Annotated in this window: 16 protein-coding genes; 8 read left to right on the forward strand and 8 right to left on the reverse strand. The window is 62.4% G+C overall.

The features are described from left to right. Positions 1-10: 10 nt before the first annotated feature. Both E6W33_RS25055 and E6W33_RS25060 read right to left on the reverse strand, forming a co-directional pair. Positions 11-4,216: a PAS domain S-box protein gene (locus tag E6W33_RS25055; protein WP_136420110.1), complete on the reverse strand. Its 4,206-nt coding sequence runs from the start codon at positions 4,214-4,216 to the stop codon at positions 11-13. A gap of 140 nt (positions 4,217-4,356) precedes the next feature. After that, a complete protein-coding gene (locus tag E6W33_RS25060; protein WP_136420111.1) occupies positions 4,357-5,313 on the reverse strand; it encodes a CAP domain-containing protein in 957 nt (318 codons plus the stop codon). A 314-nt stretch (positions 5,314-5,627) separates the two neighbouring features. Between E6W33_RS25060 and E6W33_RS25065 the strand changes: the two genes are divergently transcribed. Beyond that, entirely contained in the window at positions 5,628-6,701 is a 1,074-nt protein-coding gene (locus E6W33_RS25065) for an AbrB family transcriptional regulator (protein WP_247869783.1), read from the forward strand. Between the two features lie 86 nt (positions 6,702-6,787). Here E6W33_RS25065 and E6W33_RS25070 read toward each other — a convergent pair whose 3' ends face one another. From E6W33_RS25070 to E6W33_RS27690, 3 genes are all read right to left on the reverse strand, one after another. Further along, a complete protein-coding gene (locus E6W33_RS25070; protein WP_136420112.1) occupies positions 6,788-7,288 on the reverse strand; it encodes a hypothetical protein in 501 nt (166 codons plus the stop codon). Then, positions 7,285-9,894, reverse strand: coding sequence for a chemotaxis protein CheW (locus E6W33_RS25075; protein ID WP_136420148.1), 2,610 nt, complete (start codon positions 9,892-9,894; stop codon positions 7,285-7,287). Before E6W33_RS25075 ends, E6W33_RS25070 begins: the two co-directional genes overlap by 4 nt. Before the next feature lie 377 nt (positions 9,895-10,271). Next, positions 10,272-10,421, reverse strand: coding sequence for a PepSY domain-containing protein (locus tag E6W33_RS27690; RefSeq protein ID WP_247869784.1), 150 nt, complete (start codon positions 10,419-10,421; stop codon positions 10,272-10,274). Between the two features lie 309 nt (positions 10,422-10,730). On the opposite strand from E6W33_RS27690, the gene E6W33_RS25085 reads away from it, so the two are divergent. From E6W33_RS25085 to E6W33_RS25095, 3 genes are all read left to right on the forward strand, one after another. Further along, complete coding sequence (locus tag E6W33_RS25085; protein ID WP_136420114.1) at positions 10,731-11,396, forward strand: response regulator; 666 nt, start codon at positions 10,731-10,733, stop codon at positions 11,394-11,396. Then, complete coding sequence (locus E6W33_RS25090; protein ID WP_136420115.1) at positions 11,393-12,760, forward strand: ATP-binding protein; 1,368 nt, start codon at positions 11,393-11,395, stop codon at positions 12,758-12,760. The genes E6W33_RS25085 and E6W33_RS25090 overlap by 4 nt, the downstream gene beginning before the upstream one ends. Positions 12,761-12,947: 187 nt before the next feature. Continuing rightward, positions 12,948-13,706 (forward strand): L-asparaginase, encoded by a 759-nt coding sequence (locus tag E6W33_RS25095; RefSeq protein WP_136420116.1) that lies wholly within the window; start codon positions 12,948-12,950, stop codon positions 13,704-13,706. On the opposite strand, the gene E6W33_RS25100 is transcribed toward E6W33_RS25095, so the two are convergent. The 3 genes from E6W33_RS25100 to E6W33_RS25110 form a co-directional block, all read right to left on the reverse strand. Continuing rightward, complete coding sequence (locus tag E6W33_RS25100) at positions 13,663-14,253, reverse strand: MOSC domain-containing protein (protein WP_136420117.1); 591 nt, start codon at positions 14,251-14,253, stop codon at positions 13,663-13,665. The genes E6W33_RS25095 and E6W33_RS25100 overlap by 44 nt on opposite strands. Continuing rightward, complete coding sequence (locus E6W33_RS25105; protein WP_136420118.1) at positions 14,241-15,413, reverse strand: MFS transporter; 1,173 nt, start codon at positions 15,411-15,413, stop codon at positions 14,241-14,243. The genes E6W33_RS25100 and E6W33_RS25105 overlap by 13 nt, the downstream gene beginning before the upstream one ends. Before the next feature lie 79 nt (positions 15,414-15,492). Beyond that, positions 15,493-16,479 carry a D-2-hydroxyacid dehydrogenase family protein gene (locus tag E6W33_RS25110; RefSeq protein WP_136420119.1) on the reverse strand — a complete coding sequence of 329 codons (987 nt, stop codon included), beginning with the start codon at positions 16,477-16,479 and terminating at the stop codon, positions 15,493-15,495. Between the two features lie 350 nt (positions 16,480-16,829). On the opposite strand from E6W33_RS25110, the gene E6W33_RS25115 reads away from it, so the two are divergent. The 4 genes from E6W33_RS25115 to E6W33_RS25130 all read left to right on the forward strand — a co-directional run bounded on the left by E6W33_RS25115 (position 16,830) and on the right by E6W33_RS25130 (position 23,473). After that, positions 16,830-18,686, forward strand: a complete 1,857-nt coding sequence (locus E6W33_RS25115) for a phosphoenolpyruvate carboxykinase (GTP) (RefSeq protein WP_136420120.1) — start codon at positions 16,830-16,832, stop codon at positions 18,684-18,686. Positions 18,687-18,898: 212 nt separating this feature from the next. Further along, positions 18,899-19,816 carry a hypothetical protein gene (locus E6W33_RS25120; RefSeq protein ID WP_136420121.1) on the forward strand — a complete coding sequence of 306 codons (918 nt, stop codon included), beginning with the start codon at positions 18,899-18,901 and terminating at the stop codon, positions 19,814-19,816. A gap of 210 nt (positions 19,817-20,026) precedes the next feature. Continuing rightward, on the forward strand, positions 20,027-22,207 hold the full coding sequence (locus E6W33_RS25125) for a DUF1631 family protein (RefSeq protein WP_136420122.1): 2,181 nt from the start codon (positions 20,027-20,029) through the stop codon (positions 22,205-22,207). Positions 22,208-22,450: 243 nt separating this feature from the next. Continuing rightward, entirely contained in the window at positions 22,451-23,473 is a 1,023-nt protein-coding gene (locus E6W33_RS25130) for a glycosyltransferase family 4 protein (RefSeq protein ID WP_136420123.1), read from the forward strand. Position 23,474: the final 1 nt, after the last annotated feature.

Consider the following 23,474-nt stretch of genomic DNA (forward strand, 5'->3'; position numbering starts at 1 on the left):
CGCTCCTCTGCTAATCGATTGTGTATCCGGTTTGCTCCACGCCCGCCTGCAAGGCCGCCAGCGCAGCGTCAAAGTCGTAGTGGCGGGTGGCCCGCTCGATGCGCCGCCAGCTGTCTTCATCCAGCGCCGCGGCCATCAGGTGCGAGGAGTGCGCCAGCAGGTCGCTTGCCTCGGCATCCGATTCTTTCAGCAGCTGCGCGAAGCGCGAGATCATCGCTTGCACTTCATCCCTGTCGACCGGGAAATTGCCGGCGTGCGGCGCGGCGCTCGGGGAGGGCAGCACCTTGTCGATCTCCGCCAGCAAGGCGCGCATGGTGTGGTCGAGTTCATCCAGCGAGGGCCGCAGCGCCTCGATGCCGGCGCCGCGGTGAATCTCCGCTTCCAGTTTGCCGCACTGCTGCCGGACGGTGGTTGCGCCCAGTAAGGCGGCCACGCCCTTGAGCGTGTGCGCGAGCCGTTCCGCGAGCATGCGGTCGTGATCCAGCGCCTGACGGATTCGTTCGGCGGTATCGCTCTGGTCTTCGCTGAAGCGCGCCAGCATCTGCAGATAGAAAGCGCGATTGCCGAGCGTGCGCGAGAGCCCGTCCCTGACGTCGATACCCTCGATCACGAGCTCGGACTCGTCGTCGGGCCGGCTGTCATCCAGCGCAACAACTTCCTCATGCGCGACATGCTGCGGACACCAGCGCGCGATCGCCCGGTACAGTTCGGCCGGACTGATCGGCTTGGCGAGATGATCGTTCATGCCGGAGGCAAAGCAGCGCTCGCGCTCTTCCACCATCGCATGGGCGGTCATCGCGATGATGGGCAATACATCGAAACGCGGGTCGCTGCGAATGCAGCGCGTGGCTTCATGGCCGTCCATCTCCGGCATCTGCACGTCCATGAACACCAGGCCGTAGTAGTCGGGTCCGGCGGCGTCGAGTTTGTCCAGTGCGATGCGGCCGTTGGCGGCGATGTCGATCCGGATGCCGACCGCGTTCATCAATTCGGCGGCGATCTGCTGGTTGATTTCATTGTCTTCGACCAGCAGGATGTTCAGGTCGCGGAAGCGCGGCGCATGCTCGTTGGCACCGGCCATCTCGCTGCGCGCTTGCGGCGCGAACAGTTCGACCAAAGTATCGACCAGTGTCGATACATTGACCGGCTTGACCAGGAAGCTGTCGGCCTGCGCATGCTCGATGCGGTAACGCGATTCCTCGCGGCCATGCGAACTGAGCAACACCATGCGCGGCGGCGCGGTCAGCGTGTCGTCGCCTTTCACCGCGCCGATCAGGTCGACGCCATCCATGCCGGGCATGTACAGGTCAGTAAACACCACGCTGTAGGGCTGCGTACCGTCGGCCGCGTGGATCATGTCGAGCGCCTGGCCGGCGCTGGCGGCCAGCTCGACCTGCACCGGCAATATCGCCAGGCTGTCGGCGAGCACCTGGCGTGCGACGGGATTGTCGTCGACCACCAGCACGCGCATGCCGTCGATGATGGCGGGCACCGCGCGACGCCGTTCCAGCGATTCGGCCAGGCCGAACCAGGCGGTGAAGCGGGCGGTGGTGCCCACGCCGGCTTCGCTCTCCAGCCAGATGGTGCCGCCCATCAGTTCCACCAGCCGCTTGGCGATCGACAGGCCGAGGCCGGTACCGCCGTACTTGCGGGTGGTCGATTCGTCGGCCTGGCTGAAGGCGCGGAACAGCTTGGCGGTCTGCTCCTGCGACATGCCGATGCCGGTGTCGCGCACCAGGAATTGCAGCTGGATCTTGTCGGCGCTGGCATCGAGCCGGCGGCAGGAGACGAATACCTCGCCGCGTTCGGTGAACTTGATGGCGTTGTTGATCAGGTTGATCAGGATCTGCCCCAGGCGCAGCGGGTCGCCCACCAGCCCGCGCGGCACATCGAGCGGAAACTGGAACACATATTCGAGCCGCTTCTCGTGGGCCTTGGCGCCGGTCACGGTGGCGACGTTGTTGAGCACATCGTCCAGGTTGAAACTGACGCGCTCCATGTCGAGTTTGCCGGCTTCGATCTTGGAGAAGTCGAGAATGTCGTTGATGATGCCGAGCAGCGAAATGCCGGCGCTGCGGATCTTCTCCACATAGTCGCGCTGCTTGGGATCGAGTTCGGTGCGCAGCGCCAGGTGCGTCATGCCGATGATGGCGTTCATCGGCGTGCGGATCTCGTGGCTCATGTTGGCGAGGAACATCGACTTGGCGCGCGTGGTTTCCTCCGCGTGGCGGCGCGCCAGCTCGGCTTCCTTCAGTTCGGCCTGGATGCGCAGGCGCTCCAGGCGGATGCGCTCGGCCATGCTCTGCTTGAGGCTGTCTTCCAGCGCCTTGCGCTCGGTGATGTCGGTCATGAAGGACAGCGTCGCGGGCTTGCCTTCCCATTCGATCATGACCGCGGACAACTGCACCCAGGCGATCGCGCCGGTCTGGTTGTTGACGACGCGGAACTGGTAGTACTGCTCGACCTGTTCGCCGCGCAGGCGGCGCATGTGGTGATCGATCACCAGCGGCCGGTCGTCGGGATGGATGGCGGAGACGAAGGGCAGCGCAAACAGTTCTTCCCGCTCATAGCCGGTGAGCTGGAACAGGCGCGGATTGCCGAACACGATGCGGCCGTCCTGTACAACGAGAATGCATTCGGTGACGTTGTTGACCACCTGGCGGTAATGCTCTTCGGACTTGTTCAGGTCTTCTTCGAGCTGACGGCGCTTGGTGATGTCCATCGCCACCCAAACCGTGCCGCGCGAGAGGTCCTTGGGATTGACGGCCCGTCCCGACATGTAGGCCCAGAACAGGCTGCCGTCCGCGCGTCGCATCTGCAATTCGGTCTCGAACGCCGCACCCTTGCTGACCGCCTTGGCCACGGCGGCGCCGGTCTTCAGGTATTCCTCGCGCGACGGGTAGAAGGGTTCGAGCGACATGCCGAAGGGGTCGCCGCGCTCGACGCGGAAGATCTCGAACATCGCGCTGTTGGCCCAGTTCACGCGGCCGGCGGGATTGAGGAAGATCATGCCGACGATGGAGTTTTCGAGGATGGTTTCGCGCTCGTCCAGCGTCTGCTTGAGCCGATCCTCCAGCGCCTTGCGCTCGGTGATGTCGGTGATGAAGGTCAGCGCGGCCGGCCTGCCTTCCCATGTGATGGTGACAACCGCGACCTGCACCCACGTGTCCTGGCCGGTACGCCGGTTTCGCATGCGGAATATTGTGTTCTGTTCGACTTCCTCGCCGCGCATGCGGCGTGCGTAGCGATCGGCGATCCTGGGGCGGTCCTCGGGATGAATGCCGTCGGCGAAGGGTTGGCCGATCAGCTCCTCGCGCGACGCGCCGACCAGTTCCGCGATGCGTGCGTTGGCGAAAGCGGTCACGCCGTCCTGCAACACCAGGATGCCTTCGGTCGCATTGTCGACCACTTGCCGGTGATGCTCTTCGGAGACGATGAGTGCTTCCTGCTGGCGGCGGCGCTCGCTCTGATCGGACAGGAAAGCGAGAATGGCGGGCTGCCCCTCCCAGTCGATGCGCACGCCGCTCGACTCGATCCACACCGTCTGGCCATCCTTGCGCAGCAGGCGGAACTGCGAATAGCGCGCGCTGGTTGGTGTGCCTGCCATGCGGTTGTCGTAACCATTGACCACTTGCGACAAATCGTCCGGATGGACCAGCGCGGTGAAGGGAAGGCGTGACAATTCGTCAAGCGTGTAGCCGGACAGCTCGATGGTGCGCGGATTGCCATAGACCACGCGGCCTTCCTGCGCCACCACGATGCCCTCGCTGACGTTTTCGACGACGTCGCGGTACAGATCCTTGGAGCGGCGCAGCGCGGCTTCCTGCGCGACCTTGCGCTGCTCGATGTCGGTGAAGGTGACGACCACGCGATGTGCGCCGTTGTGGAGCGTCAGGCATTTGAAGCTGACCAGCGCGGTCAGCAGCGATCCGTCCTTGCGGCGGATGCGCCATTCGTCCGAGAGCTTGGGAGACTCCTTGAACAAGCCTGCCAGGAAACGCTCACCATAGGCCGCGACTTCCGGCGGCGCCGCCTTGGTCCAGGAATGGCCGAGGATCTCGTCCTCGCCATAGCCGAGCATGGCGCAGAAGGCATGATTGACGCGCAGGAAGCGACCGTCTTCGTCGAGAAAACAGATGCCCGTCCCGGTCGAATCGAACGCCGCGCTCAGCAGTTCATAGTCGTCGCGCGCCGGTGATGTTGTTGTATTTGTCATCGTGCCGCCCGCTTGTGATGTCTTGCCGCCCCCAACGATGCCGTTGGAAAAGCGAAAAGGGGCAGCCCCGCAGCCCGATTTCCTGTCGGCAACAAGTGCAAGATAGCAGATTCGTGCCGGACTGGCACGTCAGGCAGCGACTATTGTGTTGTAAATGACCACGAACGCGTGAGGCCCGCCCCGTTGACGCTGCCGGCAAACTGCACGTCGTAGACCGTGCCCGGCTTGAGCACGCTCAGCGGAATGATGGCGACCGCCGATTCCGGGGTCTGCGGGTCGCTGTCATGCTTGAGCAGCTGTACCGGCATCGCGCCTTCGCCACGCGGCTGGATGGTGAAGCTTTGCACGGTCAGCGTGGTGCCGAGGAAGGCGTGGATGCTGACCGGGTAGCCGACTTCATTCCTGTTCGGTACCGGATCGGGAACTTCATTGTCGCTGAAGAAGTTGGTCGGGACGCGCTGCTGTCCGGGGTAGGGATAGGCGAAGACCTTGCCCTGGTCTTGCGCCGGCGTGTCCAGGCCGATTGCGGCAAAGTCGGTGGTGAAATAGGTCAGTCCGCCGGGTACGGTGGCGGCGCCCGCGCCGCCTTCCTTGAATATCGGCTCGAAAATGACGAAGCGGTGGTAGATGGCCGCGATCAGGTCTTCCGCCGCATTGAAGCCGGAATGATCGGATGTGGCGGAAATGACCTCGCCGTAGGCATAGCCGCCGGCCGGGATCGCGTAGCCCGCCGCCAGCAGCCGGTCGCCGGTCGTCCTGCCGGTAAACCCGGGCTTGCCAACGGTCTGCTCGTGCGTAATGACGTCATTGAGACGCTGGTAGTCGGAATGGCCCTGCGCCGCGAGGTCGAGCCTGCTGTTGCGCGTCACGGCCGCCACCCCGGCTTGCTGGCGCCGGAAGTTCATCCAGTTGAAGCCGTCGGTCGCGGTAACACCGGTCGCCTTCGGCGCGCCGGGATCGAGCGAAGCGACCGCCTGGACAGGGCTGGAAGTGGTGGTGCCGGACCCGCCATTGCCGCCTCCGCCGCAGGCGGCAAGAACCAGCAGCGCCAGCATTGGCAGGAATGTAGGCAGAGCAGAGCGTGGAGACGGTCCCATTCTTCTTCCTTCGATTGGGGATGAAAGTGGCATGCGCAAACGTAGCGGCAAAAGCTTCATTTGATACCGACTTTTACGTTCGGTTGCAAAGTTGCCGCAAAAAACAGGTTGATCGAAAACAAACATTTGACATTGCGCTCACACGCAAGATTCACGCTCTCCGAAAAGTGAAAGCATTTTGACAGCTTGCCGCGCGTATTTTTGTTAGGCCGGCAGGGATGCATGCGCACGCCGGCCGCCCGATGCGGCGCCGCGCAGGACAACATTTACAAGACTACAATGATGCGACGCACCAGATGCTTCCCGCTGAAGCGATGAACTCCCCCCTTATGCCATTGCCGCCCCGTTCTGCCTCTCAGACCTTGCTGCTTACCCTGCTCATCGGATTCATCTCAGCCATTCTTTGCCAATGGATCAACACGCCGCTGCCCTGGATGATCGGCCCCCTGTTCAGCACGGCGGCCGCGCGCATGGCCGGCGCCGAGCTGCGTTGCCCGGTGCAGGTGCGCGAAGCCGGCCAGTGGGCGATCGGTACCGCGCTCGGCCTGTACTTCACGCCGCCGGTGCTGCGCGTGCTGGTGTCGTACAGCGGGTTCATCCTCGTCGGCGTGCTGTTCGCCCTGCTGCTCGGACTTGTATGTGGCTGGATTCTGCACAAGATATCCGGCACCGACCGCACCACCGCCTTCTTCGCCATGGCCGTCGGCGGCGCATCGGAGATGGCGACACAGGGAGAACGGCATGGCGCCATGGTCGACCGGGTCGCAGCCGCGCACAGCCTGCGCATCATGATGGTGGTCGGCATCATCCCGTTCCTGTTCAAGTTCTCCGGCGTTCAAGGCGAGGATGTCTATGTGCCCGGGGCTCGCGTGGTGCACTACGGCGGACTGATGCTGCTGGTGCTGCTGACTGCGGCCTGCGCGCTGCTGCTCAAGCGCAGGAAGTTGCCGAATGCCTGGGTGATCGGCCCGCTGCTGGTGACGATTGCGCTCACATCCTCCAGCCTGAATCTGTCGGCGCTGCCGGAGTGGGTAGTACATTTCGGCCAGCTCTTCATCGGCATTTCGCTCGGCACGCGCTTCACGCGGGAATTCCTGCACACCGCACCGCGCTATCTCGCCAGCGTGGCCATCTGCGGCTTGCTGGCGATGGCGATCGCGGCGAGTTTTGCCTTCGGCCTGGCGGCCGTCAGCGGCATGCATCCGGCGACGGCAGTGCTGGCCACGTCACCGGGCGGCATCGCGGAAATGAGCCTGACCGCCAAGACGCTGCAGCTGGGCGTACCCATCGTTACCGCTTTCCATGTCACGCGCATGGCGGCGCTGGTGATGATGATCGGACCGCTGTTTCGCTTCGGGCAGCGCTGGGCAGGTCGCACCCGGGCATGAAAAAAGGAAGGGTGCCTCCGGCGCACCACTCCCAAGCCCATTGAGAAAATCAGTAAAGCCCGGCGCTGCCGGTATTTACGACGGTGTCAAGAGAACGACAGCCGTGGCCAGACGGCCGCACGCGAGGTGGGCATCATCGCCGATGCGCCGACCTTCAGCCGGTCCAGAGAAAACTGGCGCAGGTGCTGAAGCACGCTTTGCTGGATGCCCATCGTCGCCTGCATCACCAGCAGGTCGACTTCACGATGCGGCATGTCGGCTGCGTCCGGCACTGCCTTGTGGCGCTCGCGTGCCGCCTTTTCGGCAGCCAAGCAGCGAAACGCATCTTCCAGCGTGACATCGCTGGCCTCGCAGGCGAGCTTCCAGTGCGGCGCCTGCGTCGGGCAAAGGAGCAGCAGGCCTTCCCTGCACAACATCGCGCACACTTTCTGCAGTTCGCGCGCGGAACGCCCGGTGTGCTTTTCCAGTTGTGCCAGGCCGACCTCTCGCGGTGCGCTGGAAACGAACTCGCCGAGCACGTCGGTCACGAGGCAAAGACGCGCATAGAGCGCGCTGCTGCCGAGGAGATATTCGTCGACGGCATTCATGCTGCTTCTCCCGTTAAGGCAACCGCCTCCTCGTAGCCGATGCCGGCAATACGCTGCAGCTCCGTCAGGTTCAGCACGGTGGGCAGGGAAGGATCTTTCAGGCAGGCGAACAATTGCGCCACGTCGAGCGCCTGGATCAGCAGGCGGCCTCCGTTTGCGCGGATCACCTGCTTGACCAGCAGTCCGTCAGTGCTGCCGGCGAACGGTGTCGGCACGACTTGCGCAGGCGGGAACTCCGGCACGCCGTGCAGCTCTTCGACCAGCAGGCCGATCTGCTGCCCGTCGTGGCGCACGATGATGACCTGGCTGCTGCTGTCGAGCACGGACGGCACGCCGCGCATCAGGTGGCGCAGGTCGAAGACCCAGACGAAGCTCCCGCCTTCGCCGCTGCGCTGTTGCGACAGTACACCGACGCGCTCGGCGCGACCACCCATTGATACGGGAGAGATGTCCGAGGCGGGCAGTGCTTCAAGCACCTGCTCTGCGGGGATCGCGAACAACATGCCGTCGATGAAGAAGGTCGCATATTCCTGCCCGGGATCGGCGGTGGAGTCGGATTCGATTGTGGTATCGGCACGGCCGACGCCGCCGCGCTCCCGCACCTCGCCGAACATGTCGAAGACGACGGCAATCACGTCTTCCTTGTAGCCGTCGGAAACCTTGAATTCGCGATAGCCGCTCGATGCAGTGCATCCCATGACCGCGTAGTGACCGTCGTGCAGGACAATGCGTGATGCGCTGCTGCCGTTTTCCAGCCTGAGCAAGGAAGGGTCGATGTCGAGCAGCGTGCCAACCGGTCGCGTCGGGTCGGTGCCGGCAATCACGCGTGCGTCACGATCGATGAACAGTGCCGTCGCGCCAGCCTTGTCGCCGAGTGCGCCGTGCAGCATCGCCGCAAATTCCGGCTCCGCGTCGAACACGATGCCGATGCCGCCGACGACAACCGAAGGGCGGTCGGGATCGCGAATGGCAGCGTGATACACATAGGTGGGCCGGTTGCCGTAGAGCGGGGTCGCCTCGAATGGCGTCACATGGTAGTCCTGTTCGCTGCGCAATCCCCGCACCGCGGCCAGCGTCACCGCATCGACGGTTGAGCCGATGACGCTCATGCCATCGCCGCGCCGGCTGGTGCTGGCGATGATTTCACCCGAGGCGTCGTACACGAACAGGCGTGTGTAAACCGTGTAGAGCCGGTTGATGTAGGCGAGGATGGCGTTGATGCGTTCGATCGCTTCCGTGTTTCGTGACTTGGCAGCAAGCGCGCTGCGCAACTCCGGCGTCAGCGCCCACCAGCGACAGTCGTCGGATCGCTCGTAGAGATTGCGATCCAGCAGGTCGACAAGAAGATGCGAGACAAATTCAGCATCGCGCAGGCGCGAAGCGAGCACCGTCTCGTAGAGCTCGCGGATCGACTGCGAGAACAGCGCGTTGCTGCGGTCGCCGGTTTCGCTGATCTGGTCAAGGATGGTCTTGAGCTTCAGCAGGTCGCCGCGCTGGCCAGCGGTCATCACCTGGCCGTTCCATACCACGCGGCGGATCGTGTCGGCGGCCGTCATGATTTCGAACAGCGGCGGGCAGAACGAACGCGCGTGCGACAGCAGGCCGTCCGCCACGTGTTCGTCCAGTTCGGACAATGCCGAGCTTGCGCGCCCATGGAAGGCGACATCGATCGGAATCATCACCTGCCCCTGCCATCCCGGCGGTCCCATATAGCCTTGGTAACCCTCGGCCGGGAAGGTGCGTACGAGGTATTCACGCCCGCCATAGAGCATCAGGCGCGGACTGGCGCCGCGGTTGACGGGCACGATTTCGCCCGGCGGAATCCACAACTCGTCGGCGCTGGCGATGACGCGGTTGTCGCCGTCGAGCAGCAACATGTTGGCGCGCTCCTCGGCATCGCGATGCGAGCGGAAGATGCCTGCCATTTCTTCCTCGAAATGAAAGCACAGGCACAACACACCGACCGGTACGCCGGTTTCCGGATGCAACATGCGCCGGGAATAGATCAGCGCCTGCTTTTTTGCCGGTCGCAAGTCGCTGGCGCGGAAGGTTTCCACATAGGCGTCCGATACAAGCGACTGCGCAATCAGCGGATCGGTGCTGCCTTCGATCGGGGTGGCCTCGTCGATCTGCACCAGCACGTTGCCCTGTACGTCGAGCAGGATGATTTCGTCGTACACCGTGTACTTGTTGCGGTACGCGCGCAAGCGGTAGCGGATGGCATCCACGTCATCATGCATGCCGGCGACGAACGCGCACAGCTCGCGGTCGGTGGCGAGAAAGCCGACGTCGGCGGTGCGCTCATAGAGGTTGCGCACCACGATGTCGATCACATATTGCGCCTTGGTGCCGATTTCGACGAGCACATTGCCCACGTTCTCTCGCACCAGGCTCGTCACCAGCTCCTGCTCCAGGCGGTTGAAGCCGGCGCGCGTGGCGGCCATCGTCGGCAGGATGGTTTTCGCCTCGGCTGGGCAATTCATCTTGGCCGAGGCCTCGATCATGCGCCACATGAAGTTCAGCTCGCGCAGCGATTGCTCGCAGCGCATGACATCGCGCATGTAGGGCAGGAAGGTGTCGATGGAAATGGGCTCGTCGGATTTCATCTGGCTGTCCTCGGTCTGGGTGGGCGCGGGATGGATTCGCTTCCCGGCAAGGGAGATATCCATCTCGTTTGCGCAAACTGGTGCACCGCAGCAATATTGCAAGTTGCAGGCCAGCACGCCACCATGTGCCACAACCGACGGTAGATAACAGACTCGGCAACGGATGACGGCACAGCCTTGCGGCTTTTACCCATCAATTCAAGAAATTGCAGGATCGGAGGACGAATCACCGTGAGGCGGCATGCGTGAAAGGCGTACGACACAGCGACGGCCCACATGCACCGTTTTAGTGCTCCAGAGCAACTTCCTGGGGCGCCAGACAGAGAACCATAGAGAGGAAGCAGGACAAGCTTGCAGTGCCCCGCTTCATCAACGAACTACTCGGCCAAGACCGGCTTGCCATCTACCGGCTTGAGGATCAGCTTGACCTCCTTTCCGTCCCTGTCGGTGGTCTTCGCTTCATAGCGGCAGCCTTCCGCCTTGACGCGCTTGACGCTGTAGCCTTGTTTTTCGAGGCTGGCCTGCACCTCTTTGTCGGACTGCCATTTCGCTTTGGGCTCCGCAGTGCAATCCTTGTTCGAGGCAAGGCGGAAAGCGAGAGAGCGACGGCGGCAAGTGCGATCATGGTCTTTTCGAGTGTGGCATTCATGCTTGTTTCCTTTCGTTGAAGAGGCCGACGGGTTCCGGCACCGTGAAACGATGTAAAAGTGCACTGAAGCGAATCTCAAGTTGCTTGATCTGGTTGATAGTCGATCTGTGTGCCGTGTTGAAGACTGTTTTAAGAAAGCCTTAAGCATGGGCTGCGATAAGATCAGCTGGATCACTGGGAGGACAGAATGCGTTTATTGCTGGTGGAAGACGATGCGCTGCTCGGCAACGGCATCGAGGCCGGGCTGAAGCAGGCCGGTTTTACCGTCGACTGGGCGAAAGACGGGCGAGAGGCGCAACTGGCCTTGGACACCACGGATTACGAGCTGGTGGTGCTCGACCTCGGCCTGCCGCGCGTGAGTGGCATGGAACTCCTGCAACAGTTGCGCGGCAAGGGAAGCGATCTGGCGGTGCTGCTGCTGACTGCGCGCGACACAGTGCGCGACCGCGTCGCGGGCCTCGAAGCCGGCGCGGACGATTACCTGGTCAAGCCCTTCGACCTGGCCGAGCTGGTGGCGCGCATCCGTGCGCTACTGCGGCGCGCACATGGGCGCAGCGTTTCCGCCATCCGCTATGGCGACATGGTGCTGTCGCCGGACAGCCTCACCGTCACGCGCGGCGACGAGCAGATCGTGCTGTCCGCGCGCGAATGCGCAATCCTCACCGACCTGCTGGAGCATCGCGGCACTGCGTTGTCGCGCGCACGGCTGGAAGAGAGCCTGTACGGCTGGAACGAGGAAGTGGAAAGCAACGCGGTGGAGGTCCACATTCACAACCTGCGCAAGAAGCTCGGCAACGACCTGATCAAGACCATCCGCGGCGTCGGCTACCTGATTCGCAAGGAAGCACCATGAAGTCGGTTTCGATGCGTCGCCGCCTGCTGGTGCTCCTGCTCGGCAGTCTGCTCTTGGTGTGGGGCGGGATGATGGGCTATGGCTATGTGACGCTGAGCGACGAGGTCGACGAGTTGGCCGATACGCGCATGGAGCAGAGCGCGCGCACACTGTTGCTGCTCGATCTCAAGCGCCTGCGCGCTCTGGCCGATGGCAACAACGACGCGCACCATAACAGCCGCAAGGAACACCGCAACGACGATCATTCCGACGATGACGAGCGGGGCCCCGTCGATTTCCAGGTATGGGACAGCGATGGGACGCTGCTCTTGCACGTGCCGGGCGCGCCGGACGCCGCATTCAATCCGGACAAGGGCCACCACACGGTGATGCTGGACGGCGAACTGTGGCACACGTTTTCGCTGCGCGATGACCGGCACGGCTATCAGGTGCGTGTGTTCGAGAAGGACGACACGCGCAGCCATCTCGTCAACAAGCTCGGCCTGCGCATGGCGCAACTGCTGCTGATCGCGCTGCCGGTGCTGGCGCTTCTCATCTGGATCAGCACCGGCCGCGGCCTGACCCCGCTGACGACCATTTCGCGCGCAATTGGTTCACGCAGCGCCGACAATCTGCAGCCGCTCGATCTCGCCAGCGTGCCGGCCGAAGTGCAGCCGCTGGTCGATTCATTGAACAAATTGCTCGAAAGGTTGTCGGAATCCATCGACAGGGAGCGCTCATTCACCGCCGATGCTGCCCATGAATTGAGAACGCCGCTGGCAGCGATCAAGGTGCAAGCCGAAGTCGCACTGGCCGCCGGGGACGAAGATCAACGGCGGCACGCGATCCAGCAAGTCATCGCGGGTGTCCACCGCACCACGTATCTCGCGCAACAGTTGCTGCTGCTGGCGCGGCTTGACCATGTCGACGCGGCGCAACTGCAAGCGGTCGATCTCGGCCGGCTCGCGGCGGACAGCGCTGCGCGTTATGCGGATGCGGCCGAAGGCAAGGGCATCGAACTGGAGGTTGACGCGCAGGATGCCTGCAGCATGCGGGGCGATCCGGTTGCGCTGTCGGTGCTGGTCGATAACCTGCTCGACAACGCGATCAAGTATGGTCGCGACGGCGGACATGCGGTCCTGAAGGTCTGGCGCGAAGCGGGTCTGTTGATGTTGCGCGTGCAGGATGACGGACCGGGTGTGGCAGAGTCAGAGCGTGCGCGTCTGACCGACCGCTTTTTCCGGGTGGCGGGCAGCGGTGTGACCGGCAGCGGACTGGGTCTGTCGATCGTTGACAGGATTGCCAGAAGACACAGCGGACGGGTCAGCATCGGCGACGGTCTCGATGGAAAAGGCTTGGGCGTGACGGTGTGTTTTCCTGTTTGAAATGTCAATGTCATAGTGGAAATTCGACGAAAAAAACATGGCGCGACGCGACGTGATTTGGGGATGCTTTGTCGGCACGAATCGTTTACAGTGTGCTGAATTCGCGTCCGGCAGAAGCATGCGGCAGCGTCGAATATCGTTTTGAAATCAGCAGCATCGTTTTGTTTTATCGCTTCCTTATTTGCTCATGAAACCCGTTGCACCCGGCACTGTCATCTTCCATCGCTTTCGCGGCTATGGCGTCATCACCTCGGTCAATCTGCTGACCGGCTGGGTGTCTGCGCGCTTCGGCGATGAAGTGCGCAGCCTCGATCTGAATTTGTCGCATGACGATCTGCAGCATGCGGACGGCGAACCGATCCACTTCCGGCGCGACCCGCCCGACCGCATGCCGCATGCGCGCCTGATGGCGATGGTGCGCGAACTGCATCGCGCCGGCTATCAGCGCTTGTACCTCTACAGCTGGCCGAAGCCTTCGGGCTTGCACTGGCGCTGGCATCTGTTCACCGGCCGGCGCAACTGGATGGATCGCCCCTGGCGTGAAGGCTGGTATGGCTCCGGCGCGGATTACAACTTCAACCCTATCCTCGGCTGGGGCGATCAGCCCGGCGCCACGGCGAAGGAACTGGTGCGTTCGCTCGCGCAGTTCGATCCGCAGGGATTGGCGCAGGCCCTGAGCCGCGATGAAGACCACACGAAGTGGTTCGATGAGATTTGCGAGGCCTTGCTGCCGAACTATGCCTACACGCTGGGCTGGGATGTGCGCGACGGCCCGGTGCCGGATCATCTGCCGGTCATTCCGGTACGGCGCGGCGTACCCGCCTATGCCGGACCGTCGCTGCCCTGGCCTCCGGGCTGGACGCGCATGTGGACCGGCGGCAGCGCGCTGGTGAGCATGCGCTTTAAAACAGATCCCGCTGACGCCCCGTCCGGCGTCGCTCGTTGATCCGCGCGATCGAGGTCTCGCGCGGGCCGGCGATCAGCGTCACCGCATCGCCGGCCTGCAATTCGCCGGGTTCGATCACGCGCAAGTAAAAGCCGGTAATCCCGGCTTGCACCATCATCTTCGCCGCGTGCGAAAAACCCATCCGTGCATTGAACTTGTAGCAGGGCTGGCGCGGTTCGGTTACCGCCAGCAGCGCCGTGCCGATGCTCAGTTGATCGCCTATCCATACCTCCGATTCCAGCAATCCCTGCAGCGTCAGGTTCTCGCCCATGGAGCCTGGCGGCAGCGGCTCTTCGCGCTTCAATGCGGCAAGGCGTTGCGCTTTCCAGAATGCATAATGTTCCGATGGATAGGCATACACCGCCTTGTTCAATCCGCCGTGCACGCTGAGGTCGGCCTGCTCGTCGCCGACAAATCCGAGTTTCCTCAGCTGCTGCGGTCCTTGCACCGCTTTTTTGTGGATGCCGCTGACGATGCGGCGCGCGCGATCCGACTGCGCAACGAACAGTTCGCCTATCGTCCCGAGGTTGACGCTCAACACTTGCATGCGACTTCCGCGAGATGCTTCCGTTTCGAGAGATTGGCCGCGAACAGCGAAACCGCAATGCCTGCCGCCATCGGCAGCGCGCCGAAGAAGGACAGGTTGGCCGTCCCCTGGGTCGATACGATCAGGCCGCCGATGAAAGCGCCGGTCGCCTGCCCCAGGTAGATCGCGGACGAATTCATCGATACCGATGCCGATGCAAGCTGCGGCGCCATCGATACCAGCCGCGCCTGCTGCGCGCCGTTGACGGCAAAACAGCCCAGGCCCCAAATCAAAATGACCACCACGGTGATCGGCAGTGAACCGCGCGTGAGCGGCCACAGGACGATGGCGGTGAGCATGCAGCCCATCGCGGCGACGCCGACGCGCACCGGCCCCACACGGTCCATGACGCGTGCGCCGATCACATTGCCGGTCACGCCGGTGATACCGAAACAGAGAAACAGCAAACTGATGACGGTGGGCGTGGCGCCGATGAAATCCTTCAGCAGCAGGGCCATGTAGGAAAACACGGTGAACATGCCGAGCGCCTGGATGGCCGTGACGGAAATCGCCAGCAGCAGAGGCGTATTCGCGAACAGCGCTTTCCATGCCGCGCGATCCATCGGCGCGATGAACAGTCCGGACGGGATCTGCTTCCAGACGCCTGCTGCGAACAGTGCGGCGAGCAGTCCGACCAGTGCCATGGTCGGACGCCAGCCGATATGTGCGCCAAGGTAGGCGCCCATCGGCGTGCCGACGACGGCGGCAATCGACCAGCCGAGGAACACCAGCCCGATCGCCTTGCCGCGCGTCTCCGGCGGCACCATCAGTCCGGCGGTCGCGGCCGCCTGCGCGGTGAAAATCGCGGCGCCGATGGCGGTGACCATGCGCGCGACGAGCAGCGTGCCGTATCCCGGCGCGAAGGCGGCGACCAGGTGCATCACCGCATACAGCAACAGCGAGGCGACCAGCAGCTTGCGGCGGTCGATCGCGCTGGTCCAGCTCGCGAGAAACGGTCCGGTGATGCAGATCGTCATGGCGAACGCGGAAATCAGCATGCCGACCCGGGCCGGCGCGATGGCAAGGTCCGCGCTCAATTCATTGAGCATGCCCGGCACGATCATTACGCCGGTGCCGATGGCGAAGTTGCCGAGAGTAAGTGACCACAATCTGGGTTGCATGGAGGCTCCGAAATAGAACCATCCAGTGTAGCGAAAGACGAACGACCGTGCTGAAGCCGGCTTCCGGCTTCGACGGGAATCAGCGCGGCGCCCGCGGGTTGAGCACGTTCTTCGGCGTGCCGTTGGCGAAGTCGACCACGTTCTGGAACGCCGCGCGGAAGTACAACTCGTAACTGTCCTTCTCCACGTAGCCCAGGTGCGGGGTCGCCAGCACAGTGGGAATGCGCAGCAGCGGCGCATCGGCGGGCAGGGGTTCGCTTTCGAACACGTCGAGCGCGGCAAAGCCGGGTCGGCCGCGCTGCAGTGCCGCCTCCAGCGCGCCTGCCGCCACCAGTTCGGCGCGGCTGGTATTGACGAACAGGGCATCCGGCTTCATGCGCGCCAGGTCCGCCTCGGTGACGAGGTTGCGGGTGGCGTCGGAGAGGCGCAGATGCAGGGTCAGGACATCGGCTTCCTCGAAAAAGCGTTCGCGGCTCGGCGCGGCCGCATGACCGTGACTGCTTGCCGCTGTCCGGCTGGCTTCGCTCCCCCAGACCATCACCTGCATGCCGAATGCCCTGGCGTAGCCGGCCACCAGCCGGCCGATGCGGCCGTAGCCCCAGATGCCAAGGGTGCGGCCGTTGAGCACGCGCCCCAGCGTATTCAGCTCGGGATTAATCGACGCGGTCTGCCACAGGCCGTCGCGCAGATTGGCGGCGTACTGCGGAATCTTGCGCGAGGCCGCCATGATCAGCGCCCAGGTGAGTTCGGCCGGCGCGGTCGGATCGCCCACGCCTTCCACGATGGTGATGCCGCGCTCGGTGGCCGCCCGCACATCGACATGACCGCTGACCTTGCCGGTCTGGGAAATCAGTTTCAACTTCGGCAGCTTGTTGAGCAGGGCCGCCGACAGGCGGGTGCGCTCGCGGATCAGGACCAGCACATCGAACTCCGCCAGCCGAACCGCGAGTTGCCCGATGCCACGGGCACTATTAGTGAAAACCCGGACTTCATGGCCTGCGAGCAAGGAAAAACAGTCCAGATTCCGTACACAGTCCTGATAGTCGTCAAGAATCGCAACTTTCATACGAATTTTTCAATCAATAGAAGGATTTCGTAAAAAAACGACGTTAACCGGGAGCATCAAAATGGCCTACTACATTAGTCAACAATTATTACTACAATTTCTTGAGAATCATTGAGTTACGTACGCACGCCGTGTACAATCGGCGGCTTATTTTCTGAAAATTTTGGTGAAATTTGCAGGCCTACCGGCCCGGGCATTATTCCATTTTTCGGGTTATGCGGTCACTACCCGACCGCCTTCGACAAGACCGCCGTACCGCTAGCGTGAGACAACTAGCCGAGCCAAAAGCTGACGACGATCCTGCCGTACAAGGACAAGACAGAATTCTTAATTGGCAATGGAGGTAGTTTATGAATCAGCCCGTTATGGGAGGTATCGCAGCTTTGAACGCGCCAACTTACGTCAAACAGCGCAAGCTGATCAGCTGGGTGGCCGAAATTGCCGCCCTGACCAAGCCGGACCGCATTCACTGGTGTGACGGCTCGCAGGAAGAATACGATCGCCTGTGCGCGGAAATGGTCGCCGCCGGCACCATGAAGCGGCTGAACGAGGCCAAGCGCCCGAACAGCTACCTGGCCTGCTCCGATCCGTCGGACGTGGCGCGCGTCGAAGACCGCACCTTTATCTGCTCGGCCAAGCAGGAAGACGCCGGCCCGACCAACAACTGGGTCGCCCCTGCCGAAATGCGCGTCACCCTGAACGCGCTGTTCGACGGCTGCATGCGCGGCCGCACCATGTATGTGGTGCCGTTCTCGATGGGTCCGCTCGGCTCGCCGATCGCGCACATCGGCGTCGAACTGTCCGATTCTCCCTACGTCGCCGCCAACATGCGCATCATGACGCGCATGGGCAAGGCCGTGTTCGACGTGCTGGGCGCCCATGGCGAGTTCGTGCCTTGCGTGCACTCGGTCGGCAAGCCGCTGCAGGCGGGCGAGCAGGATGTCGCCTGGCCGTGCAATCCGACCAAGTACATCGTGCACTATCCGGAAACCCGCGAAATCTGGTCCTTCGGCTCCGGCTACGGCGGCAACGCGCTGCTGGGCAAGAAGTGCTTCGCGCTGCGCATCGCCTCCAACATGGGCCGCGAGCAGGGCTGGCTGGCCGAACACATGCTGATCCTCGGCGTCGAATCGCCCGAGGGCAAGAAGCATTACGTGGCTGCCGCTTTCCCGTCGGCCTGCGGCAAGACCAACTTCTCGATGATGATCCCGCCGGCTGCCTTCAATGGCTGGAAGGTCACCACCATCGGCGACGACATCGCCTGGATCAAGCCGGGCGAGGATGGCCGCCTGTACGCGATCAATCCGGAAGCGGGTTACTTCGGCGTCGCGCCTGGTACCAACACGGCAACCAACTCCAACTGCATGGCCTCGCTGACCGCGAACACCATTTTCACCAATGTCGCACTGACCGATGACGGCGACGTATGGTGGGAAGGCATGACGAAGGAGCCGCCGGCGCACGCGATCGACTGGCAGGGCAAGGACTGGACACCGGAAATCGGCAAGGAAACCGGCCGCAAGGCAGCGCACCCGAACGCGCGCTTCACCGTCGCAGCGACCCAGAACCCGGTGATCGACCCGGCCTGGGACGATCCGGCCGGCGTGCCGATCTCGGCCTTCATCTTCGGCGGTCGCCGCTCGACGACCGTGCCGCTGGTGACCGAAGCCCGCAACTGGGTGGAAGGCGTGTACATGGCCGCGACCATGGGCTCCGAAACCACTGCTGCCGCAGCCGGCCAGATGGGCGTGGTGCGACGCGATCCGTTCGCGATGCTGCCGTTCACCGGCTACAACATGAGCGACTACTTCCAGCACTGGCTCGACATGGGCAAGAAGATCGCCGCATCGCCCGCCGAGCTGCCGAAGATCTACTGCGTGAACTGGTTCCGCACCGATGAAAACGGCAAGTTCGTATGGCCGGGCTTCGGCGACAACATGCGCGTGCTGAAGTGGATGCTGGACCGCCTGGCAGGCACGGCAGGCGGTGTCGAGAACATCTTCGGCATCTCGCCGCGTTACGAAGACCTGAAGTGGGACGGCCTCGCGTTCTCGCAGGAGCAGTTCAACACGATCACTTCGATCGACAAGGCGGCATGGGAAGCGGAACTGAAGCTGCATGCCGAACTGTTCGACAAGCTGAAGTATCACTTGCCGAAGGAATTGGCAGCCGCCAAGGAGCAGCTGGAGAAGCGGCTGGCGGCGTAAGCCAAACAACCATCTTCCGCTGAAGCGGCAAGACAGGAACAGCGCGGCAGGGCGACCTGCACGCGCTGTTTTTTTCCCTTGCGGGCAGGAATCAATTAGAAGCTTTCTTCATCGGCATTTCCAAGCGCCTTGTCCCCCAATAAGATCGATTTCCGCTGTTAATAAAAATGCAATAACGGCACAAGGAAAATCCTATCCACACGGGAGACAACATGAAAACATCCAGATTCCTCGGCTTCGCCTCGCTGCTGTTTGCGTCCGTTCTGGCGCACGCCGAACTGGTCGCGACCAATGTCAGCAATGCCGAAAATACGCTGCAAACCAGCAACCAGCGTCTGTTCGCCTCCTCGCAGGGGGCGTTTTACGAAATCACGCTGGGCAGCAGCGGCTGGAGCAAGACCCCCTTGCCGGTCCGCTTCCGGGACGGATCCGCCCGCTCCTGCTATTTCCTCGGCATTACCGAAAGCGCCGGCATGGTCTATACCGCCTGCACCGAGGACTCGCTGAATCCGCTGGCGAAGAAGCATTTGTTCGGCCTCGACATATTCCAGCCGGCGCCGCAGTTGACGGAAGTCGGCGAACTGCACGGCATGGCGCTGCCGAACGGGCTGGCGGCCGATGCCAGCGGCAATCTCTATGCCGCCGACAGCGGCTGGCCGCTCTTGCCCGGGACGATACAGAAGATCACTCTTGCCAGCGCCTATACGATCGCAAGCCAGACCACCTTTCACCGCTTCATTGCCTGCAAGCCGAACGGGCTGCGCTATGCCGGCGGCAAGCTGTATGTCACGGTCAACCCGTTCAGCTACGTGGGCGTGTCGCAATTGCTGCGCTACGACCTCGGGGCGGGCGGGCTCAGCAATCAGGCCTCGCTGTACAGTTCACTGGCCTTTCTGGACGATTTCGCGCTGGTGAATGGCGGGGCGGTGCTGGCAGAGTTCCTGGGGGGACGCATCGTGCATATCAACGAGCAGGGCAATGAGTTGCACCGCGCCGGCTTTTCCCAGCCCACGTCGGTAAGCTTGTTGACCGCCCCGGCATTCGGTTCGGGCAGCCTGCTGGTGACCGAACGCGGGGCTGGCAATGTGCAGCATTTCGCCAATGACTGGGGACTGCAGCCGCGTCAATGAGCGAATTCTTGCAATTTCGCTATTGACGTAACGATTCATTACAAATTAAATCTTGCCGTACGGCAATATTGTGGGAAAATAAGACGACTGTCCCGCATTATTAGAACTGTTTTTTTCCGGATGGCAGAATTCGAATGACCGTCTGCACAGACCGAAAAAATCCTTCAATATTGCGGTCCGCTCGTTAACCTACATTTAAGCAGCAAGGAAATGGCATCCCCCCCGTCTGAAGACGCCCACGCCAATCCGGTTCCCGCAGAAATGCGCGCCGAGATCCTGCAGGAGCTTGTCGAAATCGCTTCCACTGTCGCCAATGCGCAGATTGAAGGATTTACGGAACGCCTGTCGGATGCCTTGCTGCGTGTATCGCAGGCGTGCGTCGACCGGACCGAGGCCAAGCTGCATCTGGATGCCGCCAACCTGCTGAAGCAGAACCGCTATCCGTTTTTCTTCGTGATGTCCTCGCGCCTGGCGGCGGCACTGCAGCAGGAAGTGCAAGCCTTGGAGAACACGACCGAGGCACACCGTGCACCGGCTGTCGCGCCCAGCACCTTGCCGCCGGACATGGAAATCGACAAGAAGCTGTGCCTGATCAAGGCCGGCCGTTCCATCGAGAGCGAACACAGCGAGCGGCTGGCTGCGTTGAATACCCGGCTGGCACGCCTGCTCGGCCGCGAACAGCTGAACAATGCGCACAATCCGTTCCGACCGCATGTTTTCCTGTCAGTGATCCACGATGCCTGGTGCGAATTCCAGCCCGACCGCAGCGTTCATCACCTGGTCTTCCCGTTGTTGCAGCCCAAGCTGTCCTTCGACATGGCGCCGATCCTGCACGCGATCAACGCGGCCCTGATCAAGCGCGGTATCGTCCCGACCCTGGCGCAATCGTCCCAGCCTGAAGCTGCCGAGCCAATCAAGGCGCCGACGCAGGCAGAGCCGGTCGAAGAAGATGCGCTGACGCAGCAACTGCGCCGCCTGTTCCCGCCCGAAGAACCTGTTGTCAAAAAAAGCAGCAGCCGCCCGCTGGACGACGCCTTTCCGGTGCTGTTCCAGGAAGAGGCAGTGCATGCGGCGGCCGCACGCAATGAATTACTCGATTACCTGAGCAGCCTGCAACAGGCGGAATCAGAAACGCGCTTTCCCGTCGCCGGCGCCGAACCGCCGAATCTCGCGACACTGGATGAAATGAAGCGCCGCATGCCGCATGGCATGCTCAGCCCGACCGATGAACATACCTTCGAGCTGGTCGCCAAGGTGTTCGACGTCCTGTTCGAGAACAAGAATATTCCCGCCGAGATGAAGGAATTGATCGCCATGTTGCAAGTGCCCGCCTTGAAAGCGGCCTTGATCAACAAGGATTTCTTCTTCAAGGAATCGTTCCCGGCGCGGCGCAGCATCGAGCTGCTGGCACGGATCAGTGTCGGCTGGGATGCGACGAAGGGGAGCAGCGATCCGCTCTACCTGCTTGTCCAGCGCAGTGTGCAGCGCATCCTGCAGGAAGCCGACCATCGGATTTCCGTTTTCGCCGATGTGGCCGGCAGCCTCGAGGCCTTCATCAATCGCGAAGAAACCGCCACCGCGCAAACGCTGTCAAACAAGATTTCCCATGCCTTGCAGCAGGAAAAACTGCAGCAGGCCGCCAAGGCCGCCAGGCATGAAGTGGCGCTGCGCATCGGTACAGGCGAAGTCGTCGCCTTCGTGGAAACCTTCCTGGAAGACAAGTGGGTGCCGGTGCTGACGCTGGCCTACACGGTGAAGGAAGAAAAGCCGGAGGCCGTCGACAGCGCGATCAAGACCATGGACGACCTGTGCTGGAGCGTCAAGCCCAAGATCACCATGGCCGAGCGCAAGGAATTGCTGGCCAAGCTGCCGCCGATGCTGGCGATGCTGAACAAATGGCTGGACCTGATCAAGTGGGATGAGGCCGAGCGCACGCGTTTCTTCGCGGAACTCGCACGCTGCCATGCGTCCATCGTGCGCGCGCCGCTCGAACTGTCGCCGGAGCGGCAGATGCAGATCGCGCTGCAAGTCGCCAAGCGCGCAGCGGAACGCCGTCTCATGCGCCAGGCGCGGCAGAAGCCGGAACCGCAGCCCGACGAATTCGACGAACAGGTCGCAGCACTGCAGCGCGGCACCTGGGTTGAATTCAGGCGGCTGAACAATGTGGCGATGAAAGTCAAGCTGGCGTGGGTCAGTCCCATGCGCAGCCTCTACCTGTTTTCCACCCGCGACCGCCAGGAAGCCTTGTCGATGTCGGCCGAAGAGCTCGCGCAAAGCCTGCGCACCCAGCGCGCGCGCATCCTGTCGGTTGCCGGCCTGATCAATGGCGCGCTGACGGCAGCGCTCGGCATCGATGCCGCCGGCAATGACGACGCGCAATCGGCGGCATAAGACCGCTTAGACTTGCCTAGTCTCGCTTAAGGCCGCACAAGGCCTGTTCCCATCCGATTCACCGAGTCCGCTTTCGCCTGAACGCGCGCGTGATGCCTTGCCGCATTTCGCTCCGCGTCATCCATTCCCGCAACCGCACAAAAAACCGGGCACAAATCGGCTGGAACGTTGTCAGATTTATCTGACGTCCTGTTTCACATCCCTTCAACTACCTGGACTCCTTGCACGGAGTTCGACTGGCGCATGAAGATAGCCCAAGTATCCCCAATCTTTGAGAGTGTGCCGCCGAAAGCCTATGGCGGCACGGAACGCGTCATTTCCTACCTCACGGAGGAGCTGGTCAAGCAAGGACATGAAGTCACCTTGTTTGCGTCCGGCGATTCCGTGACCGCGGCGCGCCTCGTTTCTCCCATTGCAGAAAGCCTGCGTCCCGATGTGTTGCGCCCGACCTGGCTGGCCTACCATATCATCCAGATGGATCTGGTTTCCGAGCTGGCCGACAGTTTCGACGTGATTCACTTTCACACCGACTACCTGCATTTTCCACTGGCCAAGAGCCTGGGCAGGCCGTATGTCACGACCTTGCACGGAAGACAGGATCTGCCGGAACTGCAGCCGCTGTACCGGCACTTCCATGATGTGCCGCTGGTGTCCATTTCGAATCACCAGCGCACGCCCTTGCCCGAGGCCAACTGGTACGAAACCGTGTATCACGGCTTGCCCTCGGACCTGCATTCATTCCAGGAAAGCCCGGGCGACTACTTCGTCTTCATCGGCCGCATTTCCCAGGAAAAACGGGTCGATCGCGCCATCGACATCGCCAAGCAATGCGGTGTGCCGTTATACATCGGCGCCAAGATCGACAAGGCCGACGAGGCCTACTTCAACGAGTGCATCAAACCGCTGATGCGAGATCCGCTGGTGCAATTCGTCGGTGAGGTCAATCAGCGCGAAAAGCGCGAGTTGCTGGAGCATGCGCGCGCGCTGCTGTTTCCGATCGACTGGCCCGAACCATTCGGTCTGGTCATGATCGAAGCCTTTTCCTGTGGCACACCAGTGATCGCTTATCGCAATGGTTCGGTGCCCGAGATCATGGAAGACGGCGTCACCGGCTTCGTCGTGACGAACCAGGACGAGGCAGTGCGCGCGGCGAAAAACATTGATGCGATCGACAGGAAAGGCTGCCGCGAAGCCTTCGACCGGCGCTTTACCGCCACGCACATGGCGGAGAATTATCTGCGCGTCTACCGGCGGATGCTGGGCTAGC

The organism is Herbaspirillum sp. ST 5-3, from assembly GCF_004804275.1.
Lineage (GTDB): Bacteria > Pseudomonadota > Gammaproteobacteria > Burkholderiales > Burkholderiaceae_D > Noviherbaspirillum.